The organism is Mycolicibacterium helvum (genome assembly GCF_010731895.1).
In the GTDB taxonomy this organism is placed as follows: domain Bacteria; phylum Actinomycetota; class Actinomycetes; order Mycobacteriales; family Mycobacteriaceae; genus Mycobacterium; species Mycobacterium helvum.
In genome coordinates this window covers 6,054,550-6,071,661 of record NZ_AP022596.1, presented here as the reverse complement: position 1 = coordinate 6,071,661, position 17,112 = coordinate 6,054,550, and the positions used below count along the sequence as shown (strand labels likewise).

The following is a 17,112-nucleotide window of genomic DNA, read 5'->3' as shown; positions in this document are numbered from 1 at the left end:
AACCAGGATTCTCAGCGCTTGAGCCAGGCTTCGATGGTGCACCGGGTGTCATTGATATGAGCCTCCATCTGCGCGGCGGCCAGTTCGGGTTCCTTCTTTTCGACGGCTTCCAGTATCGCGGAGTGGTAATCGTTGGCGTTCGTCTCCAGCCGGCCGAAAATCGCGCCAACCGGCACCCACATGCGCCGTCGCGCGTCGGCCACTGCATCGAGCAGTCGATCGTTTTCGGCGGCCTGGGCGATGCCCATGTGAAACGCCGAGTCCAGGGTCTGGAATTCGATGGTGTGCTGGGCGGACTGATCGCTGAGCGCCACTTCCAAGGCCGCATCCATGCCGGCGAGCAATTTGTGCAGGGCGCTCAGGTGCGCGGCGCGCCGCCGCGAGGCCGCCAGCCGGGTGGCGCCGGTCTCGACGATGATGCGGTAGTCGAATGCGTCGCGGATCGCGCGCTTGTTGTTGCGCAGCTCCCGGCGCATTTCTGCGGTGTCGATCTGCGGCGACAGCACGGTGAAGCCGCCGCCGCGGCCACGGCGCACTCCGATGAGACCTTCGCGTTCGAGCACGGCCACCGCCGTGCGCACCGTGGTGCGCGAAACATCAAGCATCTCGGACAACTCGCGCTCAGTGGGCAACCGGTCTCCGGGGCGGAATTGCCCGAGCTCCAAAGCGCGGCGCATCTGATCGACCACCAGCTCGTGAGCCGGTATCTGCCGAACGGGACTGAGGACCGCCCCGCTGTCTGCCGCCATGTCGGCCCCTTCCCGTGTTATCGACAGGTTAGCGCAGCGCGCCGCCAGGAATGGTCATTGCCTCGCCCTATAGACCAAAGATCTGACCCGCGGAACGCCACGAGCAACGCGCTTATTTAAAGACCTAAAAACTTGACCAATAGGTCTTTATCGATGAGACTGGTCAAACACGTGATGGACGACACGCTTTCGGGAAGGAAGAGACGTTGAGCAACAAAGTCATCGTGACGGGAGGAGCCGGCGTCATCGGGCAGGCCATCTGTCGCCGGCTTCTGCAAAGCGGATATGTGCCAGTCGCTGCCGACCTCAAGCCGTCCATTGACGCATTCAATGTCGAGCAGGAGGGGTTGACCGGAACGCTCGCAGTCGCGATGGATATCAGCAACCGTGAAAGCGTCAACTCGGCAGTGTCTTCAGTGGTCGAGGATGGCGAGTCGCTGTTTGGTCTGGTCAATTGTGCTGGGATTCTCCGAGATTCGTTCCTGGGGGAGTTGGATGAGGCGAAGCTGGAGCTGATGTTCCAGGTGAACATCGCCGGGATGGCGCGTGTCACCGATGCAGTCGCGCCGCTGCTCACAGCGGGCAGCGCCATCGTCAACATCGGTAGCCTCACCGGGCACTTCGGCCGCTTCCGTGGCGCCTCGGTATACGGCGCGACGAAGGCTGGCATCGCCGCCTACACCCGCTACCTGGCTGAGGAACTGGCTCCGCGGGGAATCCGGGTCAACAATGTCGCACCCGGTGTCATTCGCGCACCGATGAGCCCCTCGATGGCTCGGGTGTCCGGTGGCGAAGAGGTCAGCGCCAGTTACGCGATGCTCAAGCGAATCGGTGAGCCTGAAGAGGTCGCCGAGGCCGTCGAGTTCCTGCTGTCACCTCGCGCCTCGTTCATCACCGCTCAAACGTTGCTCGTCGACGGAGGCGTCGTCGCATGGTGAGTACCGAACGTGGCGCTGCGCCGGGTTTCCGCTCCATCGAAGAGGCGAACGTCGAGTCGTTCACCCGGCTCAACGACGCCGATCCCTGGGTCGTGGATGTCAAGCCTGCAGGCGAGGTGCTGCCGGGGTATCGAGACAACCTGGTGCTGACCTCGGGTGCCCCGATGCCATGGTCGCAATATGTGGGCGGCCAGCGTGATGCACTGATCGGTGGCGCGCTGTTCGAAGGTCTGGCCGCGGATCGAGATGAGGCCATCGAACGGTTCGAGACCGGAGCGATCGAAGTAGGTGCGTGCCAGGACCACTCCGCGGTCGGCTCGCTCGCCGGCATCTACACCGCGTCCATGCCCGTGTTTGTCGTGGAGAACCGCACCCACGGCAACCGAGCCTTCTGCAACTTCTACGAAGGTAAGGAGCCGCGCCGGCTGAACTACGGTTGCTACGACGACGGTGTGCACCAGCGGCTTCTGCAAGTCAACAATGAACTTGCTCCCGTCGTCGGCGAGGCGATCCGCCGCCAAGGCGGGGTCGCCCTCAAACCCCTGATCGCTCGTGCCTTGCGCATGGGCGACGAAGTGCACAGCCGTAACGCCGCCGCATCGATTCTGTTCAACCGCGAGATCTTGCCGGCGATCCTGGACATGGTCGACGACAGGGTTCCCGGGGTTCGGGAAGCCATGCTGCATCTGGCCGAAAACGACTACTTCTTTCTGCGATTGTCGATGGCGGCAGCCAAAGCTTCGGCCGACGCCATGGTCGTACCCGGCGCCACGCTGGTCTCGGCAATGGCGTTCTCCTGCCGCGGCTTCGCTATCAAGCTGGCCGGTACCGGGAACACCTGGTTTGAAGGGCCACCGCCGATTCACCAGGGCAAGCTGTTTGCCGGTCACACCGAAGACGAGATCACCTGGATGGGCGGGGAGTCCCCGATCACCGAGACCATCGGGCTGGGCGGATTCGCGCAAGCCTGCGCATTGTCGCTGCAGGAGTACCAGGGCGGTTCACCGGAAGTGATGATCGACCGTAACCTCGAGATGTATGCCATTACCTATGGCGAAAACAACACCTACCGGATCCCGCAGTTCAGTTTCCGAGGCACCCCAACCGGGATCGATGCCCGCAAGGTGCTCGACACGGGCATATTGCCGGTGATGGATGTCGGGTTGGCCGGCCGCGACGGTGGCCAGATCGGAGCCGGAGTAATCCGCGCACCGCAGGAGTGCTTCGCCGATGCTATGACCGAGCACCGCCGACGATTCAGGCAGTCCCTATGACGGGAGTACCGACCAAGTCGTTGCCGCTGACCTTCAGCGGCGGGGACGCGATCGTCACCGGCGCGGCTTCGGGCATCGGCGCTGCCGTCGCAGATCTCTTGCTGGATGCGGGGATCCGCACCATCGCTCTGGATGTACGACCTCCTGCGCCGCGGCCGCGCCACCGTGCCGAGCTGCAACTCGCTCTGGCTGCCGACGTCCGCGACCCCGACCTGACGCAGCGGCTGAGCGAGGCGGGGGTCGCTGTCGACGACATCTCCTATGTGGTCAACTGCGCCGGTGTTCTCGACAACACCGGGTTCGTGGGCGTTGATCGCGCGATGTGGTTGCGAGCCTTGGAGATCAACCTCATCGGCGCCTACAACGTGATTGACTCCCTGGCGCCGGCGTTGCGCAATGCAGTCGGCGCCGCGGTCGTCAATATCACCTCTATCGAAGCCGACCGGGTCGTCGCACTGACCGATCCCGACCCCACGCCGCAGTACGCGGCCTCCAAAGCAGGGTTGGCGCAACTGACCCGTACCGCGGCCCGGGCCCTGGCCGCCGATGGTGTGCGCGTCAACAGCATCTCGCCGGGATTTGTCGCGACCCCGATGGCGGCCGCTCACGGTGAGACCGGGGTGCTGCCGGCATCGCTGGCCGCCAGGGTCCCGGCCGGACGGTTCGCCACCGCTGCCGACATCGCCCATGCCGTCGCCTTCCTGCTCTCCGATCAAGCCAGTTACATCACCGGCACCGACTTGCGGGTCGACGGTGGGTTCGAACTGACATGACGATCGACACCTCCCCGCTGCACCCCGTCGGCTACCAACCGGCATTGGGGCGAGATGCCCGCCTCGGGTCTTGGGCAGAGCTGGCCAAAGGCACGTTCCGTAGCGCCGCCGAGCACTTTGCCGCCGGTGACACCGAAGCCGCGGCCGCCCTTGTGGAAGTCGCGGTCCTGGAAGCCGACGAACTACGCGACATCTACCAGCGCTGGCCGGAAGCGACAGCGGCTTGGCTGCGTGACGGCGGTGTGCCCGGCGCCGACCTCGAGGCTGCCATCGTCGACCTCGGTGCGCTGATCGGCGAGCGCGCCATGACCGGGATCCAGGCCGAATGGCCACAGTTCACCGCCCTGGTGGCCGACGCCGCTGACGCGTGCCGCGCGGGCTCCCCACAGGCCCTCGATGCGATCGAATCTGCCCGCACCGTCTGGCTGGGCATCCACGACCGCGCCGTGGACCGGGTGTCCGGACTCGTCGACATCGCCGTACGCCTGGGCGGTGAGGAGAACCTCGGGCGGCTGTGGGACTTCCTGATGGCCGACTGGTACGACATTCATGCCCGCCGTTACAGCCAATCCCACCAGCCGTGGTCCGAGTCCGCCCATCAGCTCATGGTTGCGATCGTTGACGGCTTCCACGCCCATCTCAGCGGTACTGGTCGTCAGGGCGACATCGAGATCATCGACGAGCCCGACCGCATCGGGTTTCGTTTCGCGCCATGCGGTTCCGGCGGTCGATCACTGGATGGCCGGATCACCGACGGGAACCCGAGGGCCGGCGCACCGTTCAGCTTCGCGGTAACCACGCAGCCGCATGACTGGGCCTGGAATACCGTCGGCATCTGTTCGTACTGTGTGCATTGCTGTCAGCTCAACGAGGTCATGCCCATCGATCGTCTGGGCTATCCGACTCGCGTCATCGATGCGCCACAATGGAACCCGGATGCTCCGGTGAGTTCGTGCACGTGGTGGGTATACCGCAATCCCGCCGATATCCCCGACTGGGTTTACGAGCGTGTTGGCCGAGACCCGTCGTGTCGGCCGCGTCGCTGCGACGGCACACAAGGAGCAGCCCATGAGTGAACGCGTGCGGATGACACAACTCGAGATCCCCGATTATGACCTCGGTCTCCGCGGAAAGCTGGTCCGGTCCACCAAGACTCACGCGCCGACGGCGCTGGCGATGTGCACAATCCTCTACGGCCTCTCGATAACCGACGAGGTGACCGACACGCCGTTCAGCAACGCCGACAACGGATATCCCGATGCGACGCTGCGCCCGGACGAGACCACCCGTATCGACCTGCTCTGGCGTACGGACACCGATGCGGTGATCGCCGACCTGGTCGGGTCCGACGGACAGCCTGTCGAGATGTCGCCCCGCCACACCCTGCGCCGTCTGCTGGCCGGCTACGCCGACCTGGACCTGGACCCGGTGCTCGGTTTCGAGTACGAATTCTGGCTGTTCCACGGCGACCACCGAGATGCGCGGGACCGGCGGGCGTTCGGTGGTACCGAGAACGCCTACAGCCTGACCCGTGCGGCGCAAGCCGAAGAGCTGGCCATCGAGTTCATCAACCGGATGGAGTCCATCGGAATCACCGTCGAGATGTTCCACGCCGAACTCGGGCCGGGATTCTTCGAGTTCACCCTGGCGCCCGAGTCTGCGCTGCGGGCAGCCGATAACGCGGTGCGTGCTCGCCAGTATCTGCGCGACCTCTGCGCTGAACGCGGATTGCACGCCAGCTTCATGGCCAAACCCTTCGCCGACAAGTCCGGTGCTGGCGGGCATGTGCATTCCAGTCTGTCCCGTGCCGGGGCCAACGTGTTCTCCGATGGCGGACGCGCGTTGTCCGACCACGGACGCCACTATCTGGCTGGCCTGCTGGCCGGCATGCCCGACACCGTCGCCATGCTCAATCCCTACGTCAACTCGTTCAAACGCATCGATCCCGAGATGTTCACCCCTGCGGTCGCCGCCTGGGGGCATGACGACCGCAGTACCGCGTGCCGGGTTATCCTCGGCGACAGCGCATCTGCACGCGTCGAACACCGGCGGCCCGGAGCGGACGCCAGCCCCTACCTGGTGGCCGCCGCAGTGCTGGCCGCAGGGCTGTACGGTCTGACCGAGCGGCTCGAGCTGCCCGCGGCGGGGCATGCCGCCGCTGGGCTGCCCCTCGATCTGCACGCCGCGGTCGCCGCCTTCGAAGACTCACACTGGCTGCCCCACACGCTCGGCAAGCCGTTCTGCGGTTCCTATGCCGCGACTCGACGGGCTGAAGCTCGACACTACGACCAGTGGCAGCGTCAAACCATCACCGCGTGGGAACACCACCGTCACCTGGAGCACCAATGAATACCGCTGACAACTGCTTGAGCATCGACGAATTCACCGTCCTGGCCGATGCCGGAGAGCTCAACACGGTGATCTGCGCGACCCCCGATCCTTACGGTCGGCTGGTCGGTAAACGCCTGACCATTCAGGCTTTCCGTTCGCTCGGGCTCGCCGGTGACGGAATCAACGCCAGCAGCTTCATCTTCGCCGTCGATTTGGAGATGAATCCGCTGGACCTGCCGGTGTCCAACGCCGCCAACGGGTGGGCCGATATTCGCCTGGTACCCGACCTGAGCACACTGCGGCGGGTTCCGTGGGAACCGAACGCCGCCTTGGTGATCTGCGACGCGTTCGAACCGGGGTCAGACACCATGCTGGCGGTAGCTCCGCGGACCATCCTGCGGGATCAGATCGAGCGTGCTCGCCAACAGGGCTTGGGCTTCAAATTCGCCTCCGAACTGGAGTTCTACCTTGCAGCCACACCGCCTCGCGAGGCGTGGGACCTGGGTTATCAGAACCTGAAGATGCTCTCGGACTACCGTTCGGACTACCAGATGATCCAGTCGAGTCGGGACGACTGGTTCATCGAACGCATCCGCAACCAGATGCCGGACTTTGGTGTGTCCATCGAATCCTCCAAACCGGAATGGGGCCTGGGACAGCAGGAAGTCACCCTCGACTACTGCGACACCCTGGAAATGGCCGACCGGCATGTCCTGTTCAAATACGGCGTCAAACAGCTCGCCCACGCCGCAGACCTGACGGTGACATTCATGGCAAAGCCCAAGATCGATGATGTCGGGTCCTCGTGTCATCTGCATGTCAGCATGTGGGATGCCGACATGGACGAGAGTCTGTGCTGGTCGTCGCGACCGGCCGGCGGCATGTCGGAAAAGTTCGGTGCCTTCATAGCCGGCCAGCTCGCTCACGCGGCCGATATCACGCTGATGTTCGCGCCGACCATCAACTCCTACAAGCGATTCCAGCCCGATCAGTTCGCCGGATCAGCCATTGCGCTGGGAAATGACAACCGCTCGTGCGCCTTCCGGTTGGTGGGCCATGGACCGTCCTATCGGGTGGAGAATCGCATCCCCGGTGGGGATGTGAACCCGTACTACGCGTACTCGGCGACTATCGCCGCCGGCCTCGACGGGATCCAGCGGCAGCTACCGATCCCGGAGATCTTCGACGGCAACGCCTGGACCGGCGAAAACATCACTCTCGTTCCCACATCGATGCACGACGCACTGCACCGCTTCGCCGAATGCAAGATGCTGCGGACCGGATTCAGCGACGAAGTCTTCGAACATCTTCTGACGTCCAGCCAGCACGAGCTGACCGCGTTCGACTCCCACACGGTCACCGACTGGGAATGCCGCCGCTACTACGAGCGCGTCTGAAGCGCTGCCCGTCAACCGCCCTACCGCTTCGATTCTGAGGAGACGCATATGCCCATCGACCCGATCGCGCAGAAGATGCTCGACGACGCCAAGGCCTCGGGCCGACCCAACGCTCACCTGCTGCCGGTCGAGACCGCCCGGCAGAACTTCGAGAACACCTTCGGCGCGCTGGCCAAACCGCCGGTCCACCGGGTGGTCGACGTGGCCATCCCCACTCGCGATGGGCACTCGGTCCCGGGGCGGCTCTACCTACCGGCGGAGGAAACCGCGGTGTTGCCGCTGACTGTCTACTTCCATGGCGGTGGTTGGCTGCTGGGCAGCATCGACTCCCATGACACCGCGACCCGGTTGCTGGCCAACGCAGCCGGGTCCGCGGTGCTCTCGGTGGGATATCGCCGCGGACCCGAGGCGCGGTTTCCCGCCGCGGTCAATGACGCCATTGATGCGCTGGAATGGGCGGCCGATCCGGCCTCCGGGCTCGATATCGACCACAGTCACCTCGCCGTGGCGGGCGACAGTGCCGGGGGCAATCTCGCTGCCGCGGTCGCTCTGCACGCCCGTGACACTGGCACCCCGGCGCTGCGGCACCAACTGCTGATCTACCCGGTGACCACTACGGATCTCGCCCGCGGAATGGACCCCAACTACGACGGGGTGATGCTCGAGCGTGACGAATTGCAGTGGCACCAGGACAATTACCTACCCGCACCCGATGCGGCCACCGACTGGCGGGTGAACGTTCTCGATGCTGACCTTGCCGGGCTAGCGCCGGCCACCATCATCTTGGCCGAATGCGATCCGATCCGGCCCCAGGGCGAGCTGTATGCCGCCGCGCTGACGGCTGCCGGCGTGCCGGTCCAGACCCACCTGACGCAGGGCATGGTGCACGGATTCTTCGGGTTGGACGAAGTGTTTCCCACCGCGACGGAGGCGATGACATTCGCCGGTGGGCAGTTGGCCGCGGCGTTGAACCCGGTCCGGTCGTGACTGCCACCGCACTGGTCACCGGTGCCGGCGGCGGGATCGGCCTGGCCACCGCAATACGGTTGGCTGCCGACGGCGTCCATGTTCTGGCCACTGACATCAAGCCACGCCCCGACGAGTTGCCGGTGGAGATCGACTATCTGGGCTTCGATCTGATGAACGGAGACATTCCCACGTTGGTGGCGCACGTGCCCGCCGGCGCCCTGGATTATCTGGTCAACGCGGCCGGGGTCGCACTGTTCGATCGAGACGGTTCAGTCCTGGATGTCGATGACAGCGTCTGGGAACTGACGTTAGGGGTCAACCTGCACGCTCTGCGGCGATTGACCACGGCCGCGATTCCGCTGTTGCGCCGCGGCCAGGGCAAGGCGATCGTCAACGTGGCCAGCACTGCGGGACTTCGAGGTATGGATTCCCCCCTCGACGCCTACCAAGTCAGCAAGGCCGCCGTAGTGTCCCTGTCACGCAGCTTGGCGTTGCAGCTGGGGCCGGAGGGAATTCGGGTCAACACGGTGTGCCCAGGCGCGATCCTGACTCCGATGATCGAACCGCTGTACCAGGAGAACCCTGCTCGGCGCGCCAACATGGAGGACCGCACCCCGCTGCGCCGGCTCGGTTTGCCCACCGACATCGCCAATGCGGTGGCGTTCTTACTGTCTGAGCAGGCCTCGTTCATCACCGCCACCGACGTGGTCGTTGATGGCGGGTGGATCGCTCAGATCAAGTAACCAGCATGCCCTGTTGCGACCAGCGGCTATTGACAACTTCATAAAAGGTCTAAATACTCAACCTATAGATATTTTGACGTCGAGCTTGAGGCGTCAACTTTCACGAGGAGAACCCCGATGCACAGGCAGTTAACACCACGCGTGGCGATCATCGGTGCCGGCTTCAGCGGTATCGCCGCCGGTGTCGCACTGCGACGCAAGGGCATTGAAGATTTCGTGATTTTTGAGCAGGCGGAGGGCCTGGGTGGCACTTGGTGGTATAACCGCTATCCCGGAGCCGAGGTGGACCTCGAATCGCATATCTATTCGTTCTCGTTCGAGCGTCATGACTGGACCCGCACGCACGCGGACTGGCATGAGCTCCTCGGCTACCTTGAAGGGGTCGCCGACAAATGGGATCTCACGCGCCGGATCCGATTCCGCGAGTCGGTCGAAGACGTGTCCTGGTCCGACGAGGACCACACCTACACCGTGACAACGTCGTCGGGTACCGACCACGGCATTTTCACCGCGGTGATCAGCGCGGTGGGATTTCTCAACATTCCCTTGCTGCCGCCGTTCGCTCGCGCGGACAACGATTTCCAGGGCGCGATGTGCCACACGTCGCGCTGGGTCGACGGGCTGGACATGACCGGCAAGTCGGTCGCGGTGGTGGGCACCGGCTCCTCGGCAGTGCAGATCGTGACCGAAGCCGAGAAAGTCGCCGCTGCGGTCAAGATCTTCCAACTCGAACCAAACTGGATCCTGCCCAAGGAATCCCGCGCCTTCACGGCGCGGGAACGCCGGCTCAACCGGAACCCGCTTGTGTATGCGTGGCGACGGTACCGGCTATATCTGGAGTACGACCGCCGCCAGCTCGGTTCCGGACACGCCAGGGTCGGTGGTCGTGATCACAAGCGGCGCCACGCCAAGGCGCAAGCCTTCCTGTACCGCGAACTGAGCTCCCGGCCCGACCTGCTCGAACTGGTCACGCCGAAGTTCGGATTCGAGGGTAAGCGCACCGTGCTCAGCGACACGTACTACGCCGCATTGCGCAACCCGAAGGTCACTCTGGTGCCGCACGGAGTCAAAGGTCTCACCCCCACCGGTGCGATCGATGCCAACGGCGACGAACATGACCTCGACATTATCGTGATGGCAACTGGTTTCGATGCCGCTAACTACCTCGGCAACTTCGAGGTACATGGTGAGAATGGAGCTGATCTTCACGAAACGTGGAATGGTGAACCAGAAGCTCTGCTGGGCATGATGGTCCCGGACTTCCCGAACTTCTTCATCATGTATGGACCCAACACCAACTCGGTGCCGCTGGTCGCCTTCTATGAAGCTCAGGCCGGTTTCGCCGCAGGCCTGATCGACAAAGCGGCGAAAACCGGCAAATCCGTCATCGAGGTGCGCAGGTCGGCGTTCGTCCTATTCAACGAACTCATCCAAGCGCAGCTGGCCAAGACGGTGTGGGCGACGACAAACAACTACTTCCGCGCCGGTACCGGGAAAATCGTGTCCCAGTGGCCCTTCGGTGCAACGCCTTACATCCTGGCCACCAAACTTGCTCGCCGCCTTGCGGTGCGGTTGTCCTGACGTCGCACCCGCAGTCCGGCACGCTCATCGTCGGAAGGTAGCTACCCACAATGACCCCATCCCCGCCCACGGAGGCCGGTCGTCGCGCAGGTCCGAAGCCGATCATCGCGGTCACCATCAGTAGTCCGGAATTGCCGAAGCTGGTGCACTGGCGGCGGATGTTCGAGGGGCTGTACTACTGTGGTGCCATCCCACTGGCAATCGATTGCGGCACAGCAGCGTTGCCCATATCCCGGCTGCTCGAACACGTCGATGGTCTGCTGCTCAGCGGCGGAGTCGATGTCGAACCGACGCGGTATGGCGCCGACCGCAACGATCCGAGCATCGGGCCGGTCAACGCCACCCGCGATAGCAACGAGATTGCCGCCTTCGAGTCGGCCTGGCGACGCCAAATTCCCACGCTGGCGATCTGTCGCGGTGCTCAATTGGTCAACACCGCGCGCGGCGGATCGCTCTACGCCGACCTGCCCCGGGACCATCCGTCGGAGATTGCGCACCGACGGACCGAAGACGACCTCGTCTCCATCGCGCATGACATCGGAGTCGAAGCCGGTAGCCGGATAGCGAAATGGCTCGATCGAGAGGGCCGGATTGCCGTCAACAGTCAACACCATCAGGGCATCCGGGTCCTCGCATCGGCTTTCGTGGCTACCGCATACGCCGACGACGGGCTCATCGAAGCCTATGAGGCCGTGCACCAACCCCTCACCGCGATTCAGTGGCATCCCGAAATCGATTGGGAGAACAACGAAATGTCGCGTCGAATACTGCGTGGTTTCATAGATTCGTGCACATCTGTGCGCGACCGGACTCCCGAGACCCCATGACGCCCGCAGCGTTGCTGGCCGCCACGGTGCCGCAGTATCCGGACGGGACGCAAGCTCGGCCGCCTGGGCATGTGCGCGACCCGTCGGCGGATTGGCGTGACGCCGCGCGCTGTCGCAATGAGGATCCGGAGCTGTTTTTTCACCCCGATGGGGAGCGCGCGGGGCGGCGCAGAAGTCGCCTGAGCCGAGCGCGGGCCGTCTGCGAAGCGTGTCCGGTGATCCGGGAGTGCGGTGCCTACGCCCTGGCGTTCAGGGAAGGCTTTGGCGTCTGGGGTGGGATGTCGGAAGAAGAACTCGTCGCCCGCATTGTTGCGGCGGGCGGCAGACCACGGGGCCGGGCCGTGCATTTGGCGAGATCGTCGCCACAGGGCGGTACCGGGTACTGGGCGCAGCCAGAGTAAATCTCACCGAACCCGCGGTAAACCCCTTGTCGGGCGCCAAGAACACCACCTGGCTGTCGTGGAGTACCGCCTCATCCCCGGGCGGCGGCTAATCTGGCTGGCATGACCGCCAGCGACGCAGCCAGCCGTTTCAGCAGCGATGTCTATGCCCGCCGGCTCGCCGCCGCAGCAGCCGCGGCCGCCGATGCCGGGCTGGCCGGTCTGGTTATCACCCCGGGCTACGACCTGCGCTACCTCGTCGGCTCGGCGGCCCAGACCTTCGAGCGGCTGACCGCGCTGGTGGTGCCCGCTACCGGGCAGCCGATCATGGTGGTGCCGCGCCTCGAGTTGGCCTCGCTGAAGGAATCCGCCGTCGTCGAGCTGGGACTGCCGGTGCAGGACTGGGTGGATGGCGAAAACCCCTACGACGTGGTTGCCGTCGCCCTTGGCGGACACGCCCGCGTCGCGGTGACCGACTCGATGCCTGCGCTGCACCTGCTGCCCTTGGCCGAACGATTCGGCTCGGTGCCGGTGTTGGCGACCGATGTGTTGCGCTCGTTGCGGATGGTCAAGGACCCGGCCGAGATCGACGCGCTGCGCAAGGCCGGTGCCGCGATCGACCGGGTGCATGCCCGCGTGCCCGAATTTCTCGTGCCTGGCCGCACCGAAGCCGACGTCGCTGACGATATCGCCAAAGCGATTGTGGCCGAGGGGCACTCATCGGTGGCATTCATCATTGTCGGCTCCGGTCCGCACGGCGCCGACCCGCATCACGAATGCTCGGATCGGGTGCTGCAGGCCGGCGACATCGTCGTCGTCGACATCGGCGGGCCGTACGCCCCCGGGTACAACTCCGACTGCACTCGTACCTACAGCCTCGGCGAGCCAAGCGCCGAGATCGCCGAACAGTACGCGGTGTTGCAGCGCGCACAGGCCGCCGCGGTCGCGGCGGTGCGTCCCGGTGTGACGGCCGAGCAGGTCGACGCCGCGGCCCGCGACGTGCTGGCCGATGCCGGGCTGGCCGAGTACTTCGTGCACCGCACCGGGCACGGCATCGGGCTTTCGGTGCACGAGGAGCCCTACATCGTGGCGGGTAACGACCTGCCGCTGACCGAGGGCATGGCGTTCTCCGTCGAGCCGGGCGTCTATTTCCCGGGCCAGTGGGGCGCCCGCATCGAGGACATCGTGATCGTCACTGCCGACGGCGCGTTGGCCGTCAACACCGGCCCGCACGAGCTGACCGTGGTGCCGGTCTAGCTCGTCGAGTGGTCGAGCAGTCCCGAGGAGCCCAGCACCCGGGTGACGTGCACCTCAATGACGACACGCTTGGGATTGACGCGCGGGGTGCGGTAGCGCTGGGCGTAGCGCAGCTCGGCGTCACGGACTGCGGCCGGATCACGGTTCACACTGGCTGCGCCCTCGAGCGAGAGCCAGCGGGCACCGTCGACCTGGGACAGCACGCCGACTCTGGATCGCTCAGCGTTGATCGCCTTTTGCGAGCCGTCGCTGGTGATGACGCGGGCGATGTGGGTCTTGGGATCGAAGGTGAAACCGACAGCCACCACATGTGGTGAATTGTCCGAGCGCAGAGTTGTCAGCATCGCGAGGTGGCGTTCGGTGAGGAAAGCCAGCGCGTCGCTGGTCAGCCGGGTCGTTGAGTTCGCCATCAAGGTCGAGGCTAGCGCAGTGAATAATCTCGAGGTGTGAATGACACGGGGGCCGGTCCGGTCGTGATCTTCGGCGGCCGCAGCGAAATCGGCGTCGAAGTCGCCGCGCGGCTGGCGTCCGGCGCGACGGTTGTGTTGGCCGCCCGGCGTGCTGACCAGCTCGATGAGCAGGTCAGCGCGCTGCGCAACGCTGGGGCGACGGCAGTGCACACCATCGAGTTCGACGCCGACGATTTTGCCTCGCACGGCCCGCTGGTGGACGCGCTGGTGGCCGAGCATGGTCCGATGGGCACCGCTGTGCTGGCGTTCGGGATCCTGGGCGATCAGGCCCGCGCCGAAGCCGACGCCGAGCATGCCGTCGCGGTCGTGCAGACCGACTACGTCGCGCAGGTGAACCTGCTGACCCGCCTGGCTACTGCGATGCGCGCGGCCGATACGGGTGCGCTGGTGGTGTTCTCCTCGATCGCCGGGGTGCGCGGGCGGCGCGCCAACTACGTCTACGGCTCGGCCAAGGCCGGGCTCGACGCGTTCGCCAACGGGCTGGCGGATGCCCTGCACGGCAGCGGGGTGCGGCTGCTGATCGTGCGGCCCGGCTTCGTCATCGGGCGGATGACGCAGGGCATGGAACCCGCGCCGCTGTCCAGTACGCCGGCTCAGGTGGCCGACGCGACGGTTCGCGCACTGCACAAGGGCCGGCGCACGGTCTGGGTGCCCGCGCCGCTCGCGGTGTTGGCTTTCGCGTTTCGGATGTTGCCGCAGTTTGTGTGGCGCAGGATGCCGAGATGAGCCGCATCGTTGTGGTCGGCATCGGGGCCGACGGGATGGCCGGGCTCACGCCGGCATCGAGCGCCGAATTAAACCGGGCCACAGTCATTTATGGGTCCAAGCGTCAGCTTGACCTGCTCGACGAATCGGTCATCGCGGAGCGCAGGGATTGGGGCCGACCGTTCCGGGACGCGCTGTATGCGATCCGCGATTTCGATGGGGACGTGCACGTGGTGGCCAGCGGGGACCCGATGCTGCACGGCGTCGGCGCGTCGCTGATCGGGCTGTGCGGTGCCGACCGGGTGACGGTGCTGCCGCACGTGTCGAGCGTGACGCTTGCGTGCGCCCGGCTCGGGTGGTCGGTCCAGGACACCGAGGTGATCAGCCTGATGAATGCGCAGCCGCGTGCCGCGGTGCGCCGCGGCGGCCAGGCGATCGTGCTGTGCCGCGACGGTTCGGGACCCGGCGAGCTGGCGACTGTGTTCGCCGACGCGGGCCGGGGCGACTCACCGATGACGGTGCTGGAGCAGCTCGGTGGCCCGGCCGAACGCCGGCGCGACGGCACCGCAGCGGTCTGGGCCAGCACACCGCCGGGCGGCGTCGATGATCTGAACGTGGTCGCCGTGCGCTATCTGCCTGACGAGCGGCTGTTGTCGGTGCTGCCTGACGATGTGCTCGCCCATGACGGGCAACTCACCAAACAGTCGATGCGTGCGGTCACGTTGGCGGCATTGGCTCCTCGCCCCGGCGAGTTGCTGTGGGATGTCGGTGCCGGTTCGGGAAGCGTTGCCGTCGAGTGGTGCCGAAGCGGCTCATCCTGCGCAGCAGTGGCATTCGAACGCGATGAGGTGCGACGTGCCCGGATCGCCGCGAACGCCTTCATGTTCGGGGTGAACGTCGAGGTGCGTGGTGCGGCGCCCGAAGCTTTCGCCGACGCTGAACTGACGGACGGTGGCGTCACCGGTGTGCAGACCCCGGCGGCGATCTTCATCGGCGGTGGCCTCACGACACCGGGCCTGCTCGACGCGTGTCTGCAGCGATTGCCCAGCGGCGGTCGACTGGTTGTCAACACTGTGACGGCAGAATCTGAAATGGTTCTGCTGCAATACTATTCGAACCTTGGTGGTCAGTTGCGACGCTTCCAGCACTATCGTGGCGAGGCCGTGGGTGGCTTCACCGGCTGGCGGCCCGCCATGCCCGTCACTCAGTGGGTGGTGCGCAAGCCATGACGGTCTACTTCATCGGCGCCGGGCCCGGCGCGGCCGACCTGATCACTGTGCGCGGTCAGCGGCTACTCCAGCGCTGCCCGGTGTGCCTGTACGCCGGTTCGATCATGCCCGAGGATCTGCTGGCGCTGTGTCCCGCCGATGCCAAAATCGTCGATACCGGTCCGCTGACTCTCGAGCAGATCATCGCCGAACTGGCCGATGCCGACGCCGCTGGGCGCGACGTGGCGCGCCTGCATTCCGGCGACCCGTCGATCTACAGTGCGCTGGCCGAGCAGTGCCGCCGGCTCGACGCGCTCGGGATCTCCTACGAAATCGTCCCCGGTGTGCCGGCATTCGCTGCTGCCGCCGCCGCGCTCGGGCGGGAGCTCACGGTTCCTGGCGTGGCGCAGACCGTGACGTTGAGCCGGGTGTCCACCCTGTCGACGGCCATGCCCGACGACGAGGATCTGATCACGCTGTCGGCGCCCGGCGCCACGCTGGTTCTGCATCTGGCCGCTCACCGGATCGACGCGATCGTGCCGCAACTGCTGGCGGGCGGCTACCGGCCCGATACTCCGGTCGCCGTCGTCGCCTTCGCCAGCTGGCCGCAGGAGGTCGTGCTACGCGGCACCCTGGCGGATATCGCCGGGCAGATGCACGATGGGCAGATCACCAAAACCGCGGTGATCGTCGTCGGAGATGTGCTTGCTGCCGAAGGGTTTACCGACAGCTACCTGTATTCCTCCGGGCGCACCCGGGGAAGCCGGCACTGATGCGGATCCTGCTGCTGGGCGGCACCGGGGAGGCCCGGGCGTTGGCGGGCCGGCTGCACCCGGACCACGACATCGTCAGCTCGCTGGCCGGACGGGTGCCCGACCCGGCGCTTCCGGCCGGACCCGTCCGCATCGGCGGCTTCGGTGGGGTGGCGGGTTTGCGGCAGTGGTTGGGCGACAACGCGATCGATGCCGTGGTCGATGCAACCCATCCGTTCGCGGCGACCATGACCGCACATGCCGCGCAGGTGTGCGCTGAACGGGGTTTGCCGCACCTGGTGCTGTCCCGTCCGGCGTGGGACGCGACGGGTGCGGCGCGGGTGGCCTCCGATGTCGAGGCCGCGCAGGTCGTCGCCGACCAACAGTATTCGCGAGTGTTCCTCACCACCGGACGCTCTGGGGTGGGGCCGTTCACGTCGAGTCATGCGTGGTTCCTGATCCGGGTCGTGACTCCGCCTGAAGCCGTGGTACTGCCGCGCAACCATGAGGTGCTGTTGTCTCGCGGGCCGTACGGCTACGTCGACGAGTGTGCACTGTTGCGGGACAACAGAATCGACGTGCTGGTGACCAAGAACAGCGGGGGAGAGCTGACGCACGCCAAGCTCAAGGCCGCAGCCGATCTGGGCGTTGCCGTCGTAATGATCGACCGGCCGCCGCTGCCGGCCGGAGTGGGTGCAGTCGGCACCGTCGACGAAGCCGCGGCTTGGGTTGCGGGTCTCGAGCGATAGCCACCGGTC

Annotated in this window: 18 protein-coding genes; 16 read left to right on the top strand and 2 right to left on the bottom strand. The window is 65.5% G+C overall.

All coding sequences use genetic code 11. From position 1 onward, the window contains the following. Nucleotides 1–11 precede the first annotated feature (11 nt). On the bottom strand, nucleotides 12–749 hold the full coding sequence (locus G6N38_RS28595) for a FadR/GntR family transcriptional regulator (RefSeq protein WP_163751456.1): 738 nt from the start codon (nucleotides 747–749) through the stop codon (nucleotides 12–14). Between the two features lie 206 nt (nucleotides 750–955). Here G6N38_RS28595 and G6N38_RS28590 point away from each other — a divergent pair, with 206 nt between their 5' ends. From G6N38_RS28590 to G6N38_RS28535, 12 genes are all read left to right on the top strand, one after another. Beyond that, nucleotides 956–1,687 carry an SDR family NAD(P)-dependent oxidoreductase gene (locus G6N38_RS28590; RefSeq protein WP_163751455.1) on the top strand — a complete coding sequence of 244 codons (732 nt, stop codon included), beginning with the start codon at nucleotides 956–958 and terminating at the stop codon, nucleotides 1,685–1,687. Continuing rightward, the gene (locus G6N38_RS28585; RefSeq protein ID WP_163751454.1) at nucleotides 1,681–2,961 is read left to right on the top strand and encodes a YlbE family protein; all 1,281 of its coding nucleotides are present in this window, start codon (nucleotides 1,681–1,683) and stop codon (nucleotides 2,959–2,961) included. Before G6N38_RS28590 ends, G6N38_RS28585 begins: the two co-directional genes overlap by 7 nt. Continuing rightward, the gene (locus tag G6N38_RS28580) at nucleotides 2,958–3,734 is read left to right on the top strand and encodes an SDR family NAD(P)-dependent oxidoreductase (RefSeq protein WP_163751453.1); all 777 of its coding nucleotides are present in this window, start codon (nucleotides 2,958–2,960) and stop codon (nucleotides 3,732–3,734) included. Before G6N38_RS28585 ends, G6N38_RS28580 begins: the two co-directional genes overlap by 4 nt. Continuing rightward, nucleotides 3,731–4,810, top strand: a complete 1,080-nt coding sequence (locus G6N38_RS28575) for an aldehyde dehydrogenase (RefSeq protein ID WP_163751452.1) — start codon at nucleotides 3,731–3,733, stop codon at nucleotides 4,808–4,810. Before G6N38_RS28580 ends, G6N38_RS28575 begins: the two co-directional genes overlap by 4 nt. Then, nucleotides 4,803–6,083: a glutamine synthetase family protein gene (locus G6N38_RS28570; RefSeq protein ID WP_163751451.1), complete on the top strand. Its 1,281-nt coding sequence runs from the start codon at nucleotides 4,803–4,805 to the stop codon at nucleotides 6,081–6,083. The genes G6N38_RS28575 and G6N38_RS28570 overlap by 8 nt, the downstream gene beginning before the upstream one ends. Beyond that, complete coding sequence (locus G6N38_RS28565; RefSeq protein ID WP_163751450.1) at nucleotides 6,080–7,462, top strand: glutamine synthetase family protein; 1,383 nt, start codon at nucleotides 6,080–6,082, stop codon at nucleotides 7,460–7,462. Before G6N38_RS28570 ends, G6N38_RS28565 begins: the two co-directional genes overlap by 4 nt. Before the next feature lie 48 nt (nucleotides 7,463–7,510). Continuing rightward, entirely contained in the window at nucleotides 7,511–8,449 is a 939-nt protein-coding gene (locus G6N38_RS28560; RefSeq protein WP_163751449.1) for an alpha/beta hydrolase, read from the top strand. Beyond that, a complete protein-coding gene (locus tag G6N38_RS28555) occupies nucleotides 8,446–9,174 on the top strand; it encodes an SDR family NAD(P)-dependent oxidoreductase (RefSeq protein WP_163751448.1) in 729 nt (242 codons plus the stop codon). The genes G6N38_RS28560 and G6N38_RS28555 overlap by 4 nt, the downstream gene beginning before the upstream one ends. Before the next feature lie 117 nt (nucleotides 9,175–9,291). Then, nucleotides 9,292–10,755, top strand: coding sequence for a flavin-containing monooxygenase (locus tag G6N38_RS28550; RefSeq protein ID WP_163751447.1), 1,464 nt, complete (start codon nucleotides 9,292–9,294; stop codon nucleotides 10,753–10,755). Nucleotides 10,756–10,805: 50 nt separating this feature from the next. Further along, nucleotides 10,806–11,582 (top strand): gamma-glutamyl-gamma-aminobutyrate hydrolase family protein, encoded by a 777-nt coding sequence (locus G6N38_RS28545; RefSeq protein WP_163751446.1) that lies wholly within the window; start codon nucleotides 10,806–10,808, stop codon nucleotides 11,580–11,582. Beyond that, a complete protein-coding gene (locus tag G6N38_RS28540; RefSeq protein ID WP_163752516.1) occupies nucleotides 11,579–11,983 on the top strand; it encodes a WhiB family transcriptional regulator in 405 nt (134 codons plus the stop codon). Before G6N38_RS28545 ends, G6N38_RS28540 begins: the two co-directional genes overlap by 4 nt. Before the next feature lie 102 nt (nucleotides 11,984–12,085). After that, on the top strand, nucleotides 12,086–13,219 hold the full coding sequence (locus G6N38_RS28535) for a M24 family metallopeptidase (protein ID WP_163751445.1): 1,134 nt from the start codon (nucleotides 12,086–12,088) through the stop codon (nucleotides 13,217–13,219). Here G6N38_RS28535 and G6N38_RS28530 read toward each other — a convergent pair. Continuing rightward, the gene (locus G6N38_RS28530) at nucleotides 13,216–13,629 is read right to left on the bottom strand and encodes a F420-dependent biliverdin reductase (protein WP_163751444.1); all 414 of its coding nucleotides are present in this window, start codon (nucleotides 13,627–13,629) and stop codon (nucleotides 13,216–13,218) included. The two genes, G6N38_RS28535 and G6N38_RS28530, sit on opposite strands and share 4 nt — an antisense overlap. Nucleotides 13,630–13,665: 36 nt before the next feature. Between G6N38_RS28530 and G6N38_RS28525 the strand changes: the two genes are divergently transcribed. From G6N38_RS28525 to G6N38_RS28510, 4 genes are read left to right on the top strand one after another with little or no spacing between them, the layout of a single operon-like run. Continuing rightward, the gene (locus tag G6N38_RS28525) at nucleotides 13,666–14,415 is read left to right on the top strand and encodes a decaprenylphospho-beta-D-erythro-pentofuranosid-2-ulose 2-reductase (RefSeq protein WP_163751443.1); all 750 of its coding nucleotides are present in this window, start codon (nucleotides 13,666–13,668) and stop codon (nucleotides 14,413–14,415) included. Next, complete coding sequence (gene cbiE / locus G6N38_RS28520; RefSeq protein WP_163751442.1) at nucleotides 14,412–15,623, top strand: precorrin-6y C5,15-methyltransferase (decarboxylating) subunit CbiE; 1,212 nt, start codon at nucleotides 14,412–14,414, stop codon at nucleotides 15,621–15,623. Before G6N38_RS28525 ends, cbiE begins: the two co-directional genes overlap by 4 nt. Then, nucleotides 15,620–16,375, top strand: coding sequence for a precorrin-4 C(11)-methyltransferase (gene cobM, locus G6N38_RS28515; protein ID WP_163751441.1), 756 nt, complete (start codon nucleotides 15,620–15,622; stop codon nucleotides 16,373–16,375). The genes cbiE and cobM overlap by 4 nt, the downstream gene beginning before the upstream one ends. Next, complete coding sequence (locus G6N38_RS28510; protein ID WP_163751440.1) at nucleotides 16,375–17,103, top strand: cobalt-precorrin-6A reductase; 729 nt, start codon at nucleotides 16,375–16,377, stop codon at nucleotides 17,101–17,103. Before cobM ends, G6N38_RS28510 begins: the two co-directional genes overlap by 1 nt. The last annotated feature ends 9 nt before the right edge of the window (nucleotides 17,104–17,112 follow it).